We start from the raw sequence: 17,584 nt of genomic DNA on the forward strand, positions 1-17,584 counted from the left end.
GGGGGAACTTGGAGGCGAGTACCGGAATCGAACCGGTGTACACGGATTTGCAATCCGCTGCGTCACCACTCCGCCAACTCGCCGCCGTGGCGCTGCACGGATAGCCCATCGCACCTGCGGCCGCAAGAGCGCAGCTGGCGCGGAATAGTTGCGGCGGCCGTTGCCCGGCCCCGGTGATTCTGGCAAGAGACTGGGACGATCCCCAGGCCAAGGGCGCAGAATGACCGATTTCGCCACCCGCCGCACGAACATGGTGGACACGCAGATCAGAGTCGCGGACGTGACCAAGTTCCCGATCATCGCCGCGATGCAGGAGGTCCCGCGCGAGGTTTTCGTGCCGCGTGAGAAGCGCGAGGTGGCCTATGTCAGCGAGAACGTGGATCTGGGTGACGGGCGCGTCGTACTGGAGCCGCGGACGCTCGCCAAGATGCTGGATTTGCTTGATATTCAACCCGATGAGCTGGTCCTCGACATCGGCGCGGGTCTTGGCTACGCGGCGGCGGTCATGGCGCGGCTGGCCGAGGCCGTGGTCGCCGTGGAGGATGACGCGGCGCGCGCTAAGGACGCGCAGGCGCTGCTGTCGGACCAGAACGCCGACAACGTCGCCGTGCATCACGGACCGCTCACCGAAGGCGCGCCGGAACACGGCCCCTACGACGTCATCGTGGTCGAGGGCGCGGTCGAGACGCTGCCCGACGCGATCACCGACCAGCTGAAGGACGGCGGCCGGATCGCCTGCCTTTTCCAGGAAGGCGCGCTTGGCATGGTGCGCATCGGCTACAGGCTCGACGGGGCCATGAGCTGGCGCTTCGGCTTCAACGCGGGCGCCCCCGTGATCCCGGGGTTCGAGCGTCACGCCGCCTTTACTCTTTGACGCGACATTCGAACTCGAGCGCAGACAATAAAAGCATGAGGAACGGCAGGCATGAAGAGATGGTGGAGGACAGCGCGCCATAGCGCTGCGGTCGGCGCGCTGGCGCTGGCCATGGCGATCGTGCCCCGCATGGGGGCGGCCGAAACGCTTGGATCGACGCTGACCAGCGCCTACGAGAACAGCGGGTTGCTCGACCAGAACCGCGCGCTTCTGCGCGCCGCGGACGAGGATGTGGCCTCGGCGATCGCGGCGTTGCGCCCGGTAATCAACTGGGAGGCCAACTTCCGTCGCAACTTCGGCACGCAGGGATCGGAAATCGGCGGCGTGTTCTCGGAGTCAGGCATCTCCGACTCGCAGGTCGATCTTGGCGTCAACCTTCAGCTCCTGCTGTACGATTTCGGCGAATCCCGTCTCCGGGTCGACATCGCGAAAGAGACGGTGCTGGCCACGCGCCAGTCGCTTCTGGGGGTGGAACAGGACGTGCTCCTGCGCGCCGTTCAGGCGTATTTCGGCCTGCGCGAGGCGAACGAGACCGTCGCGCTTCGCGAGAACAACGTGCGCCTGATCTCGCGCGAACTGCGCGCGGCGCAGGATCGGTTCGAGGTGGGCGAGGTCACGCGGACCGATGTCTCGCTCGCCGAGGCGCGTCTGGCCCGGGCGCGGGCGAACCTCGCCGTGGCAGAGGGCAACCGCACCGAGGCGATCGAGGAATTCCGCGCCGCCGTGCGCCGCCCGCCGGGCGCGCTGTCGCCGCCCAACTCGCTTCCGCGGCTTCCCGCCAGCCTGGAGGAGGCGCGCGGGCTTGCCGTGCGCAACCACCCCGACATCAAGCGGGCGCAGCGCAACGTGACGGTGGCCGAGCTTGGCGTCGCGCTGGCGGATGCGGGCCTTTATCCCGACATTTCGCTGACCGCCGGCCTTCAGGCGCGGGAAACCGTCGACAGCGAGGCCTATGGCCGCACCGGGTCGGTCTCGATCGGCGCCCAGGGGCCGATCTACCAGGGCGGCCGGCTGACGTCGCAGATCCGGGCGGCCATGGCGCGCCGGGACGAGTCTCGCGCCGTTCTGCTTCAGGTCTCCGACCAGCTGGCCCAGACCGCGGCGACCGCGTTCGCGCGCGTCCAGTCTCGCCGCGCGGCGCTGGAGGCAAGCCAGCGCGAGGTCCGCGCCGCCCAGCTCGCCTTCGAGGGCGTGCGCGAGGAGGCCACGCTCGGCGCCCGGACGACGCTCGACGTGCTGGACGCCGAACAGGATCTGCTGGACGCGCGGGCCAACATCATCGCCGCCAACGCGCAGCTCTACACCGCCGCCTACCAGCTTCTGGCGGCGATCGGCGTCCTGACGGCGGAGGATCTGAACCTGCCGGTAAAACGTTACGATCCCGCGCAGTACTACAACCTTGTGAAGGACGCGCCGGCGGCCGTCTCGCGCCAGGGCCGGGAGCTTGACCGCGTTCTCAGGGCCATCGGCAAGGAGTAGGCCACGCGCGAGGCGTTGTGCGGGTCCGCCACGGCGGATAATCTTTCACCAAAGAGCAGATCGGTAACCCATCCCGAATGTCAGACCCGGTTTCCCAGCCCGATATCGACGACGTGCTCGCCTCCATCCGTCGGCTCGTGTCCGAGGACGGCCGCGCAGAACGGCGCCGGCCGCCTGCCGGCGGGGGCAGGCTGGTGCTGACCCCGGCCTTGCGCATCGACGAGTCGTCGCCTGAGGACGCGCCGGACGAGCCGGGGCAGGCCTCCAGCGCCGTCACAGGGGCCGATGATGCGCCGGGGCCCAGCATGCCGCCCGAGGACACGCGCAGCGAACCGGCCGCACGGGCCGAGGACGCCTTGCCGGGGAACGGGGACGCGGCGCAGGACATGCCGGAGCCCGACGCCGAGGACGGGCCGCGGGATCACGCGACGCCATCCGACGCCGCGCCCGCCGCGGGCGACGCCCCCGATGCGGGCGGCGAAAGCTTCGACGAGGGGGCCGCACCCCGGTCAGGCGAGGTCGAGGCGGCGCAGGACGATGGCTGGACCGTGATGCGGGGCTGGAGCGACCGCGTGGACGAGATCATTTTCAACACGCCCACGCCCACGCCCACGCCCACGCCCACGCCCACGCCCACGTCCGCGATGGCGCCGGCGGGGGCGCGCGACCCGGCCGGAGACGCCGCGGACGACGCGGGCCGACCGAGGTTGGAACCGTCCGCGGAACGTCCCGCCGACCCGGCCCGGGATGCCGGTGGCGTGGACGAGGCCGAGGCATGGCAGGACAGCGAGACGGCCGCCCGGGAGGAGACGCCGAAAGGCCGAAGCGAGACCGTGCCGGCAGACGCGCTGCGCACCGCCACGCTGGAGCAGAAGATCGCCGAGCTCGAGGCATTGCTGAGCCGCGGCCCCGGGGGCCGGGACGACAGCGAGGCGGCGTCGCAAGGCGGGGCAGGATCTTCCGCGCGATCCGGGGAAGACGGCCCGGCCGGGCCCGTGCCGGCGGCCGCGGCCGCCGACGACGCCGGCCCGTCGGGGCACTCGGCCTCGGACCCCGGCTGGACGGTCGTTTCGCCGGTCGCATCGATCGCGCCCGCGCGCGAGCGGGCCGATGCGGCGGCGCATGACGGCAGGATGGCCGTGGAACCGTCGCCCGGCGTTGCGGAGCCCGCGCCGGAGGCGGCCGAAGCCGACAGCGACGCCCGGGAGAGCGCCTGGCACATGGTCACGCCGGTCGTCGGAATGCCCGCCGCCGCGCCTGCCGGCGAGACGCGGGACGACGCGCGCGAGACAGCGACCGGCGCCCAACCCCGGGCCGGGGAGGACGAAGAGCGTGCCCCCGAAAGCTATGATTTCGCGTCGGACGGCCTTGGCCCTATCGACGAGGACGCGTTGCGCGACCTGGTCGCGCAGATCGTGCGCGAGGAATTGCAGGGCGCACTGGGTGAGCGCATCACCCGCAACGTCCGCAAGCTCGTGCGCCGCGAAATCCACAGGGCGCTTACCGCGCAGGACCTCGACTGACCCTCGCAAGGCCACAACGGAAAAGCGCGCCCCGATAAGGGGGCGCGCTTTCCGGTTCGGACAGTCTGGCCCGCGGCAGCCGAGGTCAGGCGGCCTCCGCCTGCTCGGCCGCGTGGCGCCGCTCGCTTTCCTCGCGCGACAGCGCGACGGAGGTGCGCACGCCCCGCGCCACGAAATCCATAAGGCCATTCACGACACGTTCATTCGGGTCGATGCCGGCACAGCTCAGCACTTCGCGACCGTCGCGCGAGCGCGCCCACCGGGCGATCTGCTCGGGGCCGTTTCCATATTTCTTGTCGTCCGCGATGGCATCATCCAAAGCGGCGAGTACGACGGCGGCGAACAGCTTGCGGGCGCGATTGCCCTGCTCCTCGTTGAACGCCGTTCCGTCAACGAAATCCTTCATCTCGTTGTCCTTGTTCTTGCTCTTGCATTTTCGGGCGTGAGGGCCCTTATGGCGGAATTCACGCGATTCGGATACCGCTGAGATGCATGTCTATCATGCGTTTGGTGCATAAGTCATGACCAGGTTCACACGAAATGAGCCGGGTTGCCACTGCGCGATGCGCGAGATATAGGTGCCGGCGTCGTTTCTGCAAGTCTGCGTGAAGGCCGCTTCGAATGCCCAAGATCAACGGCAACGAGATCCGCCCCGGCAACGTCCTGGAACACAACGGCGGCCTGTGGGTCGCGGTCAAGGTCGATCATGTGAAGCCCGGCAAGGGCGGTGCCTTCGCCCAGGTCGAGATGCGCAACCTGCGCAACGGCTCGAAGCTCAACGAACGCTTCCGCTCCGCCGACAAGGTCGAGCGCGTGCGGCTGGAGCAGCGCGACCAGCAGTTCCTCTACGAAACGGACGGGATGCTGGTGTTCATGGACACCGACAGCTTCGAGCAGATCGAGCTGCCCGCCGAGATCCTCGGCGACCGGCGGCCGTTTCTTCAGGACGGCATGACGATCCAGATCGAGTATTACGAGAACGAGGCGCTGAACGCGACGCTGCCGCAGAAGGTGACCTGCACCGTCGCCGAAACGGAGCCGGTGGTGAAGGGTCAGACCGCGGCGAACTCCTTCAAGCCGGCGCTGCTCGACAATGGCGTGCGCATCAGCGTGCCTCCCTTCGTGGGCCCGGACGAGAAGATCGTCGTGAACACCGAGACGATGGAATACTCCGAGCGCGCGTGACAGCGCGGCCCGACAAGGCGACGCCGATCTTCCTCAAGAGTCTCTAGGCCGGGCGCGCCGCCTCGCTTGCGAGGCGCACTCGTGCCTGACCTGCGGACATCTCGGGGCCGACGCGGTCGATGCGCAGATAGGCGATGGCCCGGTCGCCCGCGCGCGTGTGGATCGTGCCCGCGGCCTTGCCGTCGCTTTCGATCCGGGCGCCAGGCTCGGCCGGACCTTCCAGCTCGACAGTCGCCAGCCCCTTTCGAAGCTCGGTCTTGTGGTGCATGCGCGCCGTGACCTCCTGCCCGACATAGCACCCCTTGCGGAAATCCACGCCGTTCAGGCGCTCGAATCCGGCCTCGAGAATGAAGCTGTCCGGCGTTAGTTCGCTGCCTGCTTCCGGGATGCAATGCGCGACCCGGATCGCATCCCAGTCGGTGCCGTCGTCGCCCTCCTCCGCGCCGTAGAGCCGCCAGCCGAGCGCGGGATGACGCGGGTCCGCGACCGCGCCGTCTGGCGCCGGGTCGCCCGTGCCGCGCCGGATCCGAAGTTCCGTCGCCTCAATCTCGACCGGGGCGCGCAGCTTGTAAAGCCTCAGGCGCTTCACGAGATCGTCGGCCTGGAAGTCCGCGACGTCGACCAGAACCGCATCGCCTTCCGCCACCAGAAAGAAGTCGGCGATGTACTTGCCTTGCGGCGTGAGCATGGCGGCATAGACCGCCCCCGCGTCGAGCTTTTCCACGTCGTTCGTCACGAGCCCTTGCAGGAAGTCGCGTGCCCCCGGGCCCGAGACGCGAAGCACGCGGCGTCTGGATGCATCGGTCATCGCGGCATCTCCTCGAATCCTATGCACCGAATATAGGCGCACGCGCCCTCGGCGAAACCCGGCCAGCCGCCTTGCGTCCAACAGGTTACGGACTCTTGACGCTTGCGCGCTATGCTATGGTCGGATCCGGGAGAGTGCGGAGAAACGCGATGCGAGGAAAGCCTGTCGGCCGGGTGGAGGACTACACGGGCACCTGCCTGGTCCTCTTTTTCGTCAATCTGCTTCTGCTGCTCGCGATCCTGTGGGCCGTCTTCGGGCTTCCCGCGGCGCTGCTCACCGCGGTGGCGCTCAACTTCCTGATAAATCGGGCGGAGCACCGCCGTCACGGCGTCAGGTAGGGCATCGGGTCCACGCGTTCGGTCCCGCGGGTCACCTCGAAATGCAGGAAGGACGGATCGCCGCCCGCGACGCGCGCGATGGTCTGGCCGCGGCTTACCCGGGCGCCCTTCGTCACGCTGATGTCGTCAAGGTTGACGTAGACGGTGAGCAGGTTGTCGGGGTGCTTGACCACCACGATGGACACCTCGTCAGTGTTCGACGTGACGGCCGCCACCTCGCCCGCGGCGGCCGCGCGCACCGGCGTGCCGGGGGCCGCGCCGATGGCGATCCCGTTGTTCCGCCCGCGCGCGTATTCGCGGATGATCGGGCCGTCCACGGGGAACACCATGCGCGCCGTGTCAGTGGATTGCGTTTCCCGCCCGAGATCCTGCACCGGCTCCCGTTGCGCCGCGGTCTGAGGGCGGGCGGCCGGCGCGGCGTCTTCCTCGGGCAGCGGGCGGGTCGCGCTGGGCGGCGTCGGCGTGGGCGAGCCGCTGCCGGGCGGCGGGGTCGCCGCATCGGTGCGCGAGGTCCCCTGCGCGGCCTCGCGCGCCACCGGGATCAGCAGAAACTGGCCTTCCCGAACGGCGAAGTCGGGGCCGAGCCCGTTCCATTCCGCAAGCGCGCGCACCGAGACGCCGTAGAGCCGGGCGATGGTGTAGGCGGTTTCGCCGCGCTCGACCCGGTGGCGGACCGGTTCCGGGCCGGCCGCGGGGGCGAGGGTCGTGGTCCGCACCGTGTTCGGACCCGCGCTGTCGATCGCCTCGCCCGCGACGCTTGCCACGTCCACCTGGCCGGAGCGGATGATCGGACCGTCCTGCGGGCCGGTCGCGGCCACGCGGCCGGGCAGGGCCATCACCTCGCCCGCGCGCAGCCGTGTCTGCGGCGTCACGCCGTTGTAGCGGGCCAGCTCGGTCGCGCCCAGGCCGGCCCGCGCGGCCACGTCGGCCACAGTGTCGCCGCGCCGCGCCACCGCGACCTGGTAGTTCGGGTAGGAGATGATACCCCGCTGATCGGGCGCGGGTCTTTGGGCCGTGCCGTTGCGGACGGCGTCGGAGGTGTCGAAGCTGCCGCCGCGAAGGTCGAGGTCGAGGTCCATCGTCTCGTCGCAGGCGGCGAGCGCGGCGAGCGCCGTGCCGGCGAGAAGGGCGCGCAGAAGGCTGGGCATGTCGGGGCGGGTCATCTCGATGTCCTCAATCTCGCGCCCCTTGTGGCCGGGGCGTCGGTCCGGTTTGCGCGGCCCCGCGCGGGGCCGGCCCGATGCTCACCCGTCACGGCCGAGCCCCTCCACCAGGGGAACGAACCGCACAGGTCGCAACTCGTCGTAGTCGAACCCGTTTTCCGTCCGCATGACGCGGATCAGGTGCTGCACGGCGTCCGACTGGCCGACGGGCAGCACCATGATACCGCCGATCTTCAATTGCGCCAAGAGCGGGCCTGGAGGGTCCTCCGCGGCGGCGGTCACGAGGATACGGTCGAAGGGCGCCTGGTCGGGCAGGCCGTGGCTGCCATCGGCGGCGAAGACCGTGATGTTGGCCATGTCGAGCTCCGAAAAGAGCGCCTGCGCCTCGCGCACCAGCCGGGCGTGCCGGTCCACGGTGTAGACCCGGCGGGCGAGCTGGCTCAGGATCGCCGCCTGGTAGCCGGAGCCGGTCCCCACCTCGAGCACCGTGTCGCGCGGCTGCACCTTGAGCGCCTGCGTCATCAGCCCGACGACCGAAGGCTGGCTGATCGTCTGTCCGCAGGCGATGGGCAGGGGCGTGTCCTCGTAGGCGCGGTCGAGGAAGTAGTGGCGTACGAAGGCGCCCCGGTCGATCCGCTCCATTGCCGAAAGCACGCGCTTGTCCGTCACCCCCTTGGAACGCAAGGCGAAAAGGAACTGCATCTTGCGTTCGGCGGTGTCTGTCATAAGGCGCGGGCCACCGCGTCGAGCACGTCATGCGCCGTGAGATCCGCGCGCATGGGCGTGACCGAGACGTAGCCCTCGAGGTTGACCGCCGCGTCGCTGCCCGGGGCGCTTTCGGCGCGCTGGTCGCCGCCCTTGATCCACAGGAACCGCCGTCCCGCCGGCGAATGGTGGGGTTCGGTGGAAAATCCCGTGCCCTGCCGGAATCCCAGCGGCGCGACGCGCAGGCCCTTCACCTCCGCCGCCGGCACCGGCGGGAAGTTCACGTTGTAGAAAAGCCGGTAGTCGGAGCTTTCCTCGGGCGTGGCGGCGAGAATCCGCCGCACCGTCTGCGCGCCGTGGCGCGCGGCCGCCTCGAACGGGTTGCCGAGCGTGTTGTTGGCCGGCCCCATGTATTGCGACAGCGCGATCGCGGGCAGCCCGTGCAACGCGCCCTCGAGCGCGCCGCCGAGCGTGCCGGAATAAAGAGCGTTCTCGGCAGAATTGTTGCCGCGATTGACGCCGGAGAGCACGAGGTCGGGCCGCTCGCCCTCCAGCACGTCGTAAAGCCCCGCGAGCACGCAGTCGGCCGGGCTGCCTTCGGCGGCATAGGTGCGCGGGCCGAGCCGCGCGATCATCATGGGATGGGTATAGCTGATCTTGTGCGCGACGCCCGACTGCTCGAACGCGGGCGCGACCGTCCAGACCTCGCCGTCGTCGCCCGCAAGCTCGCCCGCGATGGCCTGAAGCACCTTCAGCCCCGGCGCGTTGATACCGTCGTCATTTGTCACGAGAATACGCATCGGCTGCCCCGCCCGCCCGTTTCACTCTCCATAGTGGAGGCGAAAAAGGTGGGCAAGCGGTGGCCGTCTCAGACGATCCCCGCGAGAAGGCGCCGCGCCTCTTCCTCGCGCGGAGCGAGGTCTTCGCGCGGCTCGCCGGGATGAAATCGCGCGCGTGTCGCCGTGGCCATGGGGCGCGGTTCCAGCACGTGCACCCGCGGGCCGGTGCGCGCGCTTTCCGCCGCCCAGGACCGCGCCAGCGCGATCTGCGCGGCCTTGGTCGCGCCGTAGGCGCCAAAGAACTTCGCGCCCCCGCGCGGATCGTCGAAGAAGAGCGCCTGTCCCGTCTGGCCCAGAAGCGGCGCCAGATACGCAATCAGACGCGCCGTGGCGGTCACGTTGACGTCGAGCGCCTTGGCCATGTCCCGTTCGTCGATCGAGGGCGCGGGCGACAGTGGTGGCGCGTGGATCGCCGTATGCGCCCAGAGCGCGAGCCCGCCCCAGCGGTCGTGGATAGACCGGCAGAGCTGGGCCATCGCGTCGGGGATCGTGATGTCCATCGGCGCCAGCGTGGCCGCGCCGCCGCGCGCCTTGACGCGGTCGTCGAGTTCCTCGAGCGCGCCCACGGTCCGCGCGACCGCCACGACATGGAACCGGGGGGCAAGCGCCTCGGCCAGCGCGGCGCCCAACCCGCGCGAGGCGCCGGTGACGAGCGCGACAGGGGGGGAGGATGGGTCCGTCTCCGTCATGTGCGCGCTCTTTCCACCCTTCGCGGCCATGCGCAAGCCCCGTGCAGATCGGGGCTTCCCTTCCGGCGCGAAATCGTCGAATTTGCCGCGGACAAGGAATTGGAAAGGACTTCGCCGTGACCCTGACCCAAGCCGCTCTCGCCCCCCGCTCCCTGACCTCGCAGGGTCTGCTCGTGCTGGCCGGTTCGGTCTTCCTCGGGCTGATCAGCCAGGTCGAGGTGCCGATGTTCCCGGTGCCGATGTCGCTTCAGACGCTGGGCGTCACGCTGATCGGCCTCACCTTTGGCGCGCGGATGGGCGCGCTCGCGGTGCTTGCCTACCTCGCGCAGGGCGCGGCCGGGCTGCCGATCTTCTCGGGCGGGGACGCGGGCGCCCATCACCTCGTCGGCCCCACCGCAGGCTATCTCTGGGGCTTCGTCGCTATGGCGTGGCTCACCGGCCGGCTGGTGGAACTCGGGCTCGACCGCGGCCTTCTCCGGCTATTCGCGGCGGCCGTGGTTCCGGCGATGGCCATCTACCTGCCGGGCGTGGCGTGGCTGCATTTCGGGATCGGACTGGAGCTGTCCACCGCGCTTTCGGCGGGGATGCTGCCCTTCGTGCCGGGCGACCTGGTGAAATCGGCGATCGCCGCGCTTTCGATCGCGGGCGGCTGGGCCGCCCTGTCCCGCCTGCGCCGCTGAGGCGGCCGCATACGCGACGCGAAGGGCCGCCCTCGGGCGGCCCTTTGCATGTCACGCAGCAGGCGCGTCGCGCTATTCGGCCGCCTTGAGGCGGAAGCCCTGCTCGACCATGTCCGACGGCTCGACCGGGTAGTCGCCGGAGAAGCAGGCGTCGCAGTATTGCGGCTGCGCGGGATCGCGGCCGTTCGCCTCGCCCACCGCGCGATAGAGGCCGTCGAGGGAGATGAAGCGCAGCGAATCCACCTGCAGATGTTCCCGCATCTCCTCCTCCGACATCGTCGCGGCGAGGAGCTTCTCGCGCTGCGGGGTGTCTACCCCGTAGAAGCAGGGCCAGGCCGTCGGCGGGCTGGCGATACGGAAATGGACCTCCTTCGCGCCGGCATCCAGGATCATCTCCTTGATCTTGCGCGAGGTGGTGCCGCGCACCACCGAATCGTCCACCAGGATCACCCGCTTGCCGCGGATGAGCGCGCGGTTGACGTTGAGCTTCAGCCGCACGCCCATGTTGCGGATCTGCTCGGTGGGCTCGATGAAGGTGCGGCCCATGTACTGGTTGCGCACGATCCCCATCGCGTAGGGGATGCCCGATTCCTGGCTGTAGCCGATCGCCGCCGGCGTCCCGCTGTCGGGCACCGGGCAGACGAGATCCGCCTCCACCGGGGCCTCGCGGGCCAGTTCCACGCCGATCTGGCGGCGTGTCTCGTAGACGGAGCGCCCGCCCTGGATCGAGTCCGGGCGCGAGAAATAGACATGCTCGAAGATACAGAAGCGCGGCCGCTGCGGCCGGAACGGGAAGTGGCTTTCCACGCCCGCATCGGTGATGACCACCATCTCGCCCGGCGCGATCTCGCGGATGAACTCCGCGCCGATGATGTCAAGCGCGCAGGTCTCCGACGACAGCACCCAGCCCGGCTTTGCCTCGGTGCCCACGCGGCCCAGCACGAGCGGGCGCACGCCCAGCGGATCGCGCACGCCGATGAGCTTCGTGCGCGTCATGGCGACCACCGAGAACGCGCCCTCGACGCGGCGCAGCGCGTCCTCCATCCGCTCGGGGATATCGCGCTGAAGCGACCGCGCCATCAGGTGGATGATGCATTCGCTGTCCGAGGAGGACTGGAATATCGAGCCACGGTCGATCAGCTCGCGCCGCAGCGCCATCGCGTTCGTGATGTTGCCGTTATGGGCGATCGCCGCGCCGCCCATCGAGAATTCGCCGAAGAAGGGCTGCACGTCCCGCATCGCGGTCTGGCCCTTGGAGCCCGTGGTGGAGTAGCGCACATGCCCGATCGCAAGGCTGCCGGGCAGCGTTTCCATCAGGCTCGCAGAGGTGAAGTTGTCGCGGACGTAGCCGAAGCGGCGGGCCGAGTTGAACCCGGTCTCCGGGTCGTGGGAGACGATGCCGCCCGCCTCCTGCCCGCGGTGCTGAAGCGCGTGCAGGCCGAGGGCCACGAAATTCGCCGCGTCCGTCACGCCGAGAACGCCGAAGACGCCGCACTCCTCGCGCAGCTTGTCGTCGTCGAACGGGTGTCGGGGCAGGGTTGCGTCTGATCTGTCGCTGGGATGGGGCAAGGAAGGGAGGCTCCGAATCCGGGCACGCTCTGGCGTCTGCTTAAGGCATCGTGACGCGCGTGTCACGAAACGATCATGTTCGACCGGATGCAAAGGGGCCGGGTGCGCGGGTTCGGCCCGTTTCCCCGGCAGGACCGCGGTTCGCCATGTCAGGGCGGGCCGGGCTCTCGCCCCGTCGCTCGCGGCGTGGCCTCAGGCCGGGGCGTCGCAGATCCCGACAAGTTGCTCGTACTGGCGGGTGACCCAGCCCAGCGCCTGTTCCGGATTGCGCTGCTCGATGGCGTCGGTCATCTGCGCGAAGACCCGCGCGGAGCGGCTGTCGTCGATCATCGCGATGTCCTGCGCGGCGGCCACCGTCTCGTAGACGAAATAGGCGATGGCCACGAGCAGGATGCCGCGCACCACCCCGAACAGGAAGCCCAGCCCCTGATCCAGCCCGCCGAGCGCGGAACGCTGCACCAGCGACGAGAAGACCGGCGTGAAAAGCGACACGATCACGAGCACCACGGCGAAGACGGCCGCGAAGGCCGCGATGACCGAAAGCTCGCAGCTGTCGGCGATCATGGAGCCGAGGACCGGAACCTCCTTGACCAGCGGCTGCGCCTGCGGCGCGAAGATGAAGGCGACGAACGCCGCGGCGACCCATCCCGCGATGGCCAGCGTCTCGCGGACGAAGCCGCGCGCATAGGCCAGAAGCGCAGAAAGCACGATGACGATCGCCACCGCCCCGTCGATGATCGTGAAGCCTTCCATGTCGCTGCCCGTCCTGCTCCTGCCGCGCCTCACCCGGCGCCGAACACCTCGCCCACGAAGGCCGCGAGGCCCTCCATCTGCGTGAGCTTCAGCCCGCCCGCCGCAGCGGGCGCGCCGCCCGCGGGCGCGATGGCCGCGGTGAAACCAAGTTTCTGCGCCTCTTTCAACCTGTTTTCGGTCTGTCCCACCGGGCGCAGCGCGCCGGAGAGGCTGATTTCGCCGAAAACGACCGTGTCGGCGGGCAGCGCCGCGTCCTCCCGCGCCGACAGAAGCGCCGCGGCGACCGCGAGGTCGGCGGCGGGTTCGCCGATCTTCATGCCGCCGGCCACGTTGAGATAGACGTCGAGGCCGGTGAACGGAATGCCGCAGCGTGCCTCGAGCACGGCGAGGATCATGGCGAGGCGGCCCGCATCCCAGCCCACCACGGTGCGCCGGGGCTGGGCGTGGGGCGTGGGGGCCACGAGGGCCTGCAACTCCACCAGCAGCGGGCGCGTGCCCTCGATCCCGGCGAAGACCGCGGACCCCGGCGCGGGCTGCCCGCGCTCGGACAGGAAAAGCGCAGACGGGTTCGCGACCTCGGCAAGCCCGCCGCCCGTCATCTCGAAGACGCCGATCTCGTCGGCCGGGCCGAAGCGGTTCTTCACCGCGCGCAGGATGCGGAACTGGTGTCCGCGCTCGCCCTCGAAATAGAGCACCGTGTCGACCATGTGCTCGAGCACGCGCGGCCCGGCGATCTGGCCCTCCTTGGTGACATGCCCCACGAGGATCACCGCGATGCCGCTGCGCTTGGCCAGGGTGACGAGCTCGTGCGCCGCGGCGCGCAGCTGCGTGACCGAGCCGGGGGCGCTGTCCACGGTGTCGGACCACATGGTCTGGATCGAGTCGATCACGGCAAGGCCGGGGCGCTCGGCCTCCAGCGTCGCGAGGATGTCGGCTAGGCGCGTCTCGGTCGCGAGCCGCACCGGCGCGTCGGCCAGCCCGAGGCGCCGGGCGCGCAGCCGCACCTGCGCGCTCGCCTCCTCGCCCGAGACGTAGATGGTGGGCAGCCCCTCCTGCGCGAAGCGCGCCGCGGCCTGCAACAGCAGCGTGGACTTGCCGATGCCCGGATCGCCGCCCACCAGCACCGCCGAGCCGGGCACGAGGCCGCCGCCCAGCACCCTGTCGAACTCTCCGATCCGGCTTGCGGCGCGGGGCGGCGGCGGTTCGGCATGGGACAGGTCGGTGAGCGGCAGCGCCCGGCCTCGCGGCGTGGCACCGCCCGGCGCGGGGGCGCGCGGGCGCTCCTCCACGATGGTGTTCCACGCCCCGCAGGCCTCGCAGCGGCCGGCCCATTTCGAGGTGACGTTGCCGCAGGCGGTGCAGGTGAACGAGGCGGAGCGCTTGGCCATGGCGCTCTTCCTGCCCGAGCCCGCGCCCGGCCGCAAGCGGGGTGCGCTCACGCCGCGCGGGCCAGCGACCGCTGTGTCAGGTGCCCGATCACGATCGAGGCGAGGATGCATCCGGTGAAGAGCCAGAGGCCCCAGGCCGTCTCGATCCGGCCGACGCCGATGCCCTTGGCCACCGTGACGTAGATCGCGATCAGGAAGACATCGGCCATGGCGAGCTTGCCCAGCATCTGAAGCGCCGGAAGGGTGCGCATGTCCAGCAGCCCGAACTGCACCAGCGCGAGGCCCGCGGTCTTCAGGTAGGGGGCGAGCAGCGCGAAGAAGGTCACGAGAAGCGCGAGCGCCACGTCGCTCCCCCAAAGGCTTTGCAGCCCCGAGATCACGCTGATCTCCGACATGCCGAAGAGCGGCAGCAGCCCCGCCCGCATCAGGGGCGCGAACCACGCCACCGGGTAAAGCACCAGAAGCGCGAGATTTGCGACGCGCAGGGCGGTCATGTGCCGGGCGCGCGACGCCCCGATCCGGTGGCCCGCGTGCATCCCGTTAACGGGTCAGAAGCCAGAGGAGCAGAAGGGCCAGGACCAGAAGGCCGTGCGCCCAGTCGATCCAGCGCCAGCGCATGCCGCAGGCCAGGCCCGAGAGCCCCAGCGGCGCCGTCGCGGCAAGAAGCACCACCATGCCGCCGCCCGCCCGCGCGAGCGTGCTGGAGGCCGCGTGCACCGGCCCCGACCAGAGGCCCAGCACCGCGGGGCCGAATAGGGCGAAGATCCCCGCGCAGGACAAAAGGCCCGCCGCCGCCGCCCAGGCCCGGCTGGGCCCCTCGGCCGCGATGGCGCGAAGCACGGCGAGCGCGAGGATCGCCGGAAGGTAGGCGAACTGCTTGAGCGCGAGAAAGCTCAGCACGGTGTAATTCGGCTCGAAGCCCGTCATGCGATGCCCCGCTCGCTTTCCTCGTTGCCCGTGAAGATAGAGGCGCGCGTCCCGGCGCGCCAGCGCATCAGCGCACCGCGGCGATCGGGCCCTCGGCGCGGCCGTTGATGAACTGGTCGAGGTAGGGATCGCCCGATGCGTCCATGTCCGTGGCCGGGCCCGTCCATTGGATCACCCCGTCATGCAGCATCGCCACGTTGTCCGCGATGGCCCGGACGCTCGTCATGTCGTGGGTGATGGTCATGGCGGTGGCGCCCATCTCGGTCACGATCTCGCGGACGAGATCGTTGATGACGCCGGCCATGATCGGATCGAGACCGGTCGTGGGCTCGTCGAAGAAGATGATCTCGGGCTCGGCCGCGATGGCGCGCGCCAGTCCCACGCGCTTCTGCATCCCACCCGAAAGCTCGGCCGGGTACTTGTCGAGCACGGTCTCGCCGAGCCCGACGCGCCGCAGCTTTTCCAGTGCGATCTGGCGCGCCTCGTCGCGTGGGCGCCGGAGCGAGCCGCGCAGCAGCCGGAACGCCACGTTCTGCCACACGGGCAGCGAGTCGAAGAGCGCGCCGCCCTGGAAGAGCATCCCGAACCGCGCGAGAAAGGCGTCGCGGTCGCCCTCGCGCGTGTCCTTCCCGTCGAGCCGGATGACGCCGGCATCGGGCGCGACGAGGCCTAGGATGCACTTCAGCAGCACGGATTTTCCGGTACCCGAGCCGCCGATGATGACCATCGAGGTCCCGGTCTCCACCCTCAGGTCCACGCCGCGCAGGACGCGGTTCTCGCCGAAGGCCTTGTGGATGCCCGTAAGCTCGATCATGCGGCGAAGAAAAGCTCGGTCAGGATGTAGTTGGCGGCGAAGATCAGCACGCTCGAGGACACGACCGCCGTCTTGGTCGCCCGGCCCACGCCCTGCGCGCCCCGCGCCGATGTCATGCCGTGATAGCAGCCCATGAGCGCGACGATGAACCCGAACACCGCGCCCTTGATGAGGCCCGAGACGATGTCCCAGCGTTCGAGGAAGTCCGCGGTGTTCTCCAGGTAGACCGCGGCGTTGAACTCCAGCCGCGTGATGCCCACGAGGTAGCCGCCCAGGATCCCGATGGAATCGCCCACCGCCACGAGGACGGGCACGCAGAGCGTTGCGGCCAGGACGCGCGGCACGGCGAGATACTTCAACGGGTGGGTCGACAGCGTCACCAGCGCGTCGATCTGCTCGGTCACCTTCATGGTGCCGATCTCGGCCGCGATGGAGGATGCCACACGCGCGGCCACCATCAGACCGCCCAGCACCGGGCCGAGTTCGCGCACGATGCCGATGGCCACGATCTGCGGCACCACCGCCTCGGCGTTGAAGCGCGAGCCGCCGGCGTAGATCTGAAGCGCGAGCGCGCCGCCGGTGAAGACGGCGGTCAGCCCGACCACGGGCAGCGACAGCCAGCCGATCTGGACGACCGCATGCAGGAATTCGCGCAAGTAGAAGGGTGGGCGGAAGAGGTGTCCCACGACCCGGCCCGCGTAGAAGGTCACCGCGCCGGCCGCGGCGAGCATGGACAGCACCGTGCGCCCGATGGCGGCGAGGGGTGCCGTGGGGCTCATGTGCGCGAATATCTCCGGACGTAGCGCGGGCCGAGCGCGGTCAGGATCTCGTATCCGATCGTTCCCGCCGCCTCTGCCAGGTCGTCCACCCCCTGATGCGCGCCCAGCACCCGCAGATGCGCCGGGGCCTCCTCAAGATGGGTGATCTCGACCCCGATCAGGTCCATCGAGATGCGCCCGCGCACCGGGCAGGGCACGCCGTCGGCGTGAACGCTGATCTTCGGCCCCATGATGCGGTGCAGACCGTCGGCGTAGCCCGCCGAGATGGTGGCGATGCGCGCGGGCGCCTCGGCCGTCCAGCTGTTGCCGTAGCCGACCGTCTCCCCGGCCGCGATCTCGCGCGTCTGGATCACCGGCACGTCGAGCGTGACGACGTGCTGCGCATCGTCGAAGGGCGCGCCGCCGTAAAGGCCGATACCGGGGCGCGTCATCTCGAAATGGTAGTCCGGTCCCAGCAGAACACCGCCCGTCGCCGCGAGCGAGCGTGGCGCGGAAAGGCCGTCGGTCATCTCGCGGAAGGTGGCGAGTTGCGCGCGGTTCATCGGGTGGTCGGGCTCGTCCGCGCAGGCGAGATGGCTCATCACGAGGCGCGGGCCGAGTTCCAGCGCCACGTCTCGCAGGGATTGCCACTCGGCCGGCTCCATCCCGAGGCGGTTCATTCCGCTGTCGAGCTGGATGCCGAAGGGCGCGCCCGGCAGGCCTTCGACATGGCGCACCATCTGGTCGATGGAGTTCAGCATCGGCACCAGCGAGAACTCCGCCAGAAGCGCCGTGTCGCCCTCCATGTGCCCGGCGAAGACGAAGATCTCCGGCCCCTCGCCCAGGATGCGGCGCAGCGCCGCGCCCTCCTCGGCGATGGCGACGAAGAAGCTGCGGGCCCCCGCCTGCGCCAGCGCGCGGGCGACCTGCGCAAGACCGAGCCCGTAGCCGTCGGCCTTCACCACGGCGGCGGTTTCGCCCTGCGTCAGGGCGTCGAGTGCGCGCCAGTTCGCCACCAGCGCGTCGAGGTCGATCGTCAGCTTTGCCTGCGCCATGTCAGCGTGTTTGGCACGCCCGCGAGCGAGGTCAAGG

20 protein-coding genes and 1 tRNA gene are annotated in these 17,584 nt (G+C 70.0%); 6 read left to right on the forward strand and 15 right to left on the reverse strand.

The annotated features are described in order from the left end of the window. Positions 1-9 precede the first annotated feature (9 nt). Positions 10-83, reverse strand: a tRNA-Cys gene (locus AB6A69_RS04440). A gap of 137 nt (positions 84-220) precedes the next feature. Between AB6A69_RS04440 and AB6A69_RS04445 the strand changes: the two genes are divergently transcribed. The 3 genes from AB6A69_RS04445 (at position 221) to AB6A69_RS04455 (ending at position 3,876) form a co-directional block, all read left to right on the forward strand. Beyond that, on the forward strand, positions 221-874 hold the full coding sequence (locus AB6A69_RS04445; protein WP_371059879.1) for a protein-L-isoaspartate O-methyltransferase: 654 nt from the start codon (positions 221-223) through the stop codon (positions 872-874). A 51-nt stretch (positions 875-925) separates the two neighbouring features. Continuing rightward, positions 926-2,353, forward strand: coding sequence for a TolC family outer membrane protein (locus AB6A69_RS04450; protein WP_371059880.1), 1,428 nt, complete (start codon positions 926-928; stop codon positions 2,351-2,353). Positions 2,354-2,430: 77 nt separating this feature from the next. Next, positions 2,431-3,876, forward strand: coding sequence for a hypothetical protein (locus AB6A69_RS04455; protein WP_371059881.1), 1,446 nt, complete (start codon positions 2,431-2,433; stop codon positions 3,874-3,876). A gap of 85 nt (positions 3,877-3,961) precedes the next feature. Here AB6A69_RS04455 and AB6A69_RS04460 read toward each other — a convergent pair whose 3' ends face one another. Continuing rightward, positions 3,962-4,282 (reverse strand): DUF6280 family protein, encoded by a 321-nt coding sequence (locus tag AB6A69_RS04460; RefSeq protein WP_371036941.1) that lies wholly within the window; start codon positions 4,280-4,282, stop codon positions 3,962-3,964. A 215-nt stretch (positions 4,283-4,497) separates the two neighbouring features. On the opposite strand from AB6A69_RS04460, the gene efp reads away from it, so the two are divergent. Continuing rightward, positions 4,498-5,061: an elongation factor P gene (gene efp, locus AB6A69_RS04465; RefSeq protein ID WP_371036940.1), complete on the forward strand. Its 564-nt coding sequence runs from the start codon at positions 4,498-4,500 to the stop codon at positions 5,059-5,061. A gap of 43 nt (positions 5,062-5,104) precedes the next feature. Here the strand turns inward: efp and AB6A69_RS04470 are convergent, their stop codons facing one another. Continuing rightward, the gene (locus AB6A69_RS04470) at positions 5,105-5,887 is read right to left on the reverse strand and encodes a folate-binding protein YgfZ (protein ID WP_371060042.1); all 783 of its coding nucleotides are present in this window, start codon (positions 5,885-5,887) and stop codon (positions 5,105-5,107) included. Positions 5,888-6,018: 131 nt separating this feature from the next. Here AB6A69_RS04470 and AB6A69_RS04475 point away from each other — a divergent pair, with 131 nt between their 5' ends. Further along, the gene (locus tag AB6A69_RS04475; protein WP_371059882.1) at positions 6,019-6,207 is read left to right on the forward strand and encodes a histidinol phosphate aminotransferase; all 189 of its coding nucleotides are present in this window, start codon (positions 6,019-6,021) and stop codon (positions 6,205-6,207) included. Here the strand turns inward: AB6A69_RS04475 and AB6A69_RS04480 are convergent. From AB6A69_RS04480 to AB6A69_RS04495, 4 genes are all read right to left on the reverse strand, one after another. Further along, positions 6,192-7,370 (reverse strand): peptidoglycan DD-metalloendopeptidase family protein, encoded by a 1,179-nt coding sequence (locus AB6A69_RS04480; RefSeq protein WP_371059883.1) that lies wholly within the window; start codon positions 7,368-7,370, stop codon positions 6,192-6,194. The two genes, AB6A69_RS04475 and AB6A69_RS04480, sit on opposite strands and share 16 nt — an antisense overlap. Before the next feature lie 81 nt (positions 7,371-7,451). Then, on the reverse strand, positions 7,452-8,096 hold the full coding sequence (locus AB6A69_RS04485) for a protein-L-isoaspartate(D-aspartate) O-methyltransferase (protein WP_371059884.1): 645 nt from the start codon (positions 8,094-8,096) through the stop codon (positions 7,452-7,454). Then, positions 8,093-8,875, reverse strand: coding sequence for a 5'/3'-nucleotidase SurE (gene surE / locus AB6A69_RS04490; RefSeq protein WP_371059885.1), 783 nt, complete (start codon positions 8,873-8,875; stop codon positions 8,093-8,095). The genes AB6A69_RS04485 and surE overlap by 4 nt, the downstream gene beginning before the upstream one ends. 68 nt (positions 8,876-8,943) lie before the next feature. After that, the gene (locus AB6A69_RS04495) at positions 8,944-9,603 is read right to left on the reverse strand and encodes an SDR family NAD(P)-dependent oxidoreductase (RefSeq protein WP_371059886.1); all 660 of its coding nucleotides are present in this window, start codon (positions 9,601-9,603) and stop codon (positions 8,944-8,946) included. 116 nt (positions 9,604-9,719) lie between these two features. Between AB6A69_RS04495 and AB6A69_RS04500 the strand changes: the two genes are divergently transcribed. Next, on the forward strand, positions 9,720-10,283 hold the full coding sequence (locus tag AB6A69_RS04500; RefSeq protein ID WP_371059887.1) for a biotin transporter BioY: 564 nt from the start codon (positions 9,720-9,722) through the stop codon (positions 10,281-10,283). A 72-nt stretch (positions 10,284-10,355) separates the two neighbouring features. Here AB6A69_RS04500 and purF read toward each other — a convergent pair whose 3' ends face one another. The 8 genes from purF to alr all read right to left on the reverse strand — a co-directional run bounded on the left by purF (position 10,356) and on the right by alr (position 17,547). Then, positions 10,356-11,852 carry an amidophosphoribosyltransferase gene (gene purF, locus AB6A69_RS04505; RefSeq protein WP_371059888.1) on the reverse strand — a complete coding sequence of 499 codons (1,497 nt, stop codon included), beginning with the start codon at positions 11,850-11,852 and terminating at the stop codon, positions 10,356-10,358. Between the two features lie 192 nt (positions 11,853-12,044). Then, complete coding sequence (locus AB6A69_RS04510) at positions 12,045-12,605, reverse strand: CvpA family protein (RefSeq protein WP_371036932.1); 561 nt, start codon at positions 12,603-12,605, stop codon at positions 12,045-12,047. 29 nt (positions 12,606-12,634) lie between these two features. Continuing rightward, positions 12,635-13,993, reverse strand: a complete 1,359-nt coding sequence (radA, locus tag AB6A69_RS04515) for a DNA repair protein RadA (protein ID WP_371036931.1) — start codon at positions 13,991-13,993, stop codon at positions 12,635-12,637. 47 nt (positions 13,994-14,040) lie between these two features. Beyond that, positions 14,041-14,487, reverse strand: coding sequence for a paraquat-inducible protein A (locus AB6A69_RS04520; RefSeq protein WP_371036930.1), 447 nt, complete (start codon positions 14,485-14,487; stop codon positions 14,041-14,043). Positions 14,488-14,533: 46 nt separating this feature from the next. Continuing rightward, positions 14,534-14,920, reverse strand: coding sequence for a hypothetical protein (locus tag AB6A69_RS04525; RefSeq protein ID WP_371059889.1), 387 nt, complete (start codon positions 14,918-14,920; stop codon positions 14,534-14,536). 67 nt (positions 14,921-14,987) lie between these two features. Next, positions 14,988-15,734, reverse strand: a complete 747-nt coding sequence (locus AB6A69_RS04530; protein ID WP_371056109.1) for an ABC transporter ATP-binding protein — start codon at positions 15,732-15,734, stop codon at positions 14,988-14,990. Then, positions 15,731-16,513: an MlaE family ABC transporter permease gene (locus tag AB6A69_RS04535; protein WP_371059890.1), complete on the reverse strand. Its 783-nt coding sequence runs from the start codon at positions 16,511-16,513 to the stop codon at positions 15,731-15,733. The genes AB6A69_RS04530 and AB6A69_RS04535 overlap by 4 nt, the downstream gene beginning before the upstream one ends. After that, a complete protein-coding gene (alr, locus tag AB6A69_RS04540) occupies positions 16,510-17,547 on the reverse strand; it encodes an alanine racemase (protein WP_371059891.1) in 1,038 nt (345 codons plus the stop codon). Before alr ends, AB6A69_RS04535 begins: the two co-directional genes overlap by 4 nt. Between the last annotated feature and the right edge of the window lie 37 nt (positions 17,548-17,584).

The sequence above is a fragment of the Rhodosalinus sp. 5P4 genome (genome assembly GCF_041365695.1).
Taxonomy (GTDB): domain Bacteria; phylum Pseudomonadota; class Alphaproteobacteria; order Rhodobacterales; family Rhodobacteraceae; genus Rhodosalinus.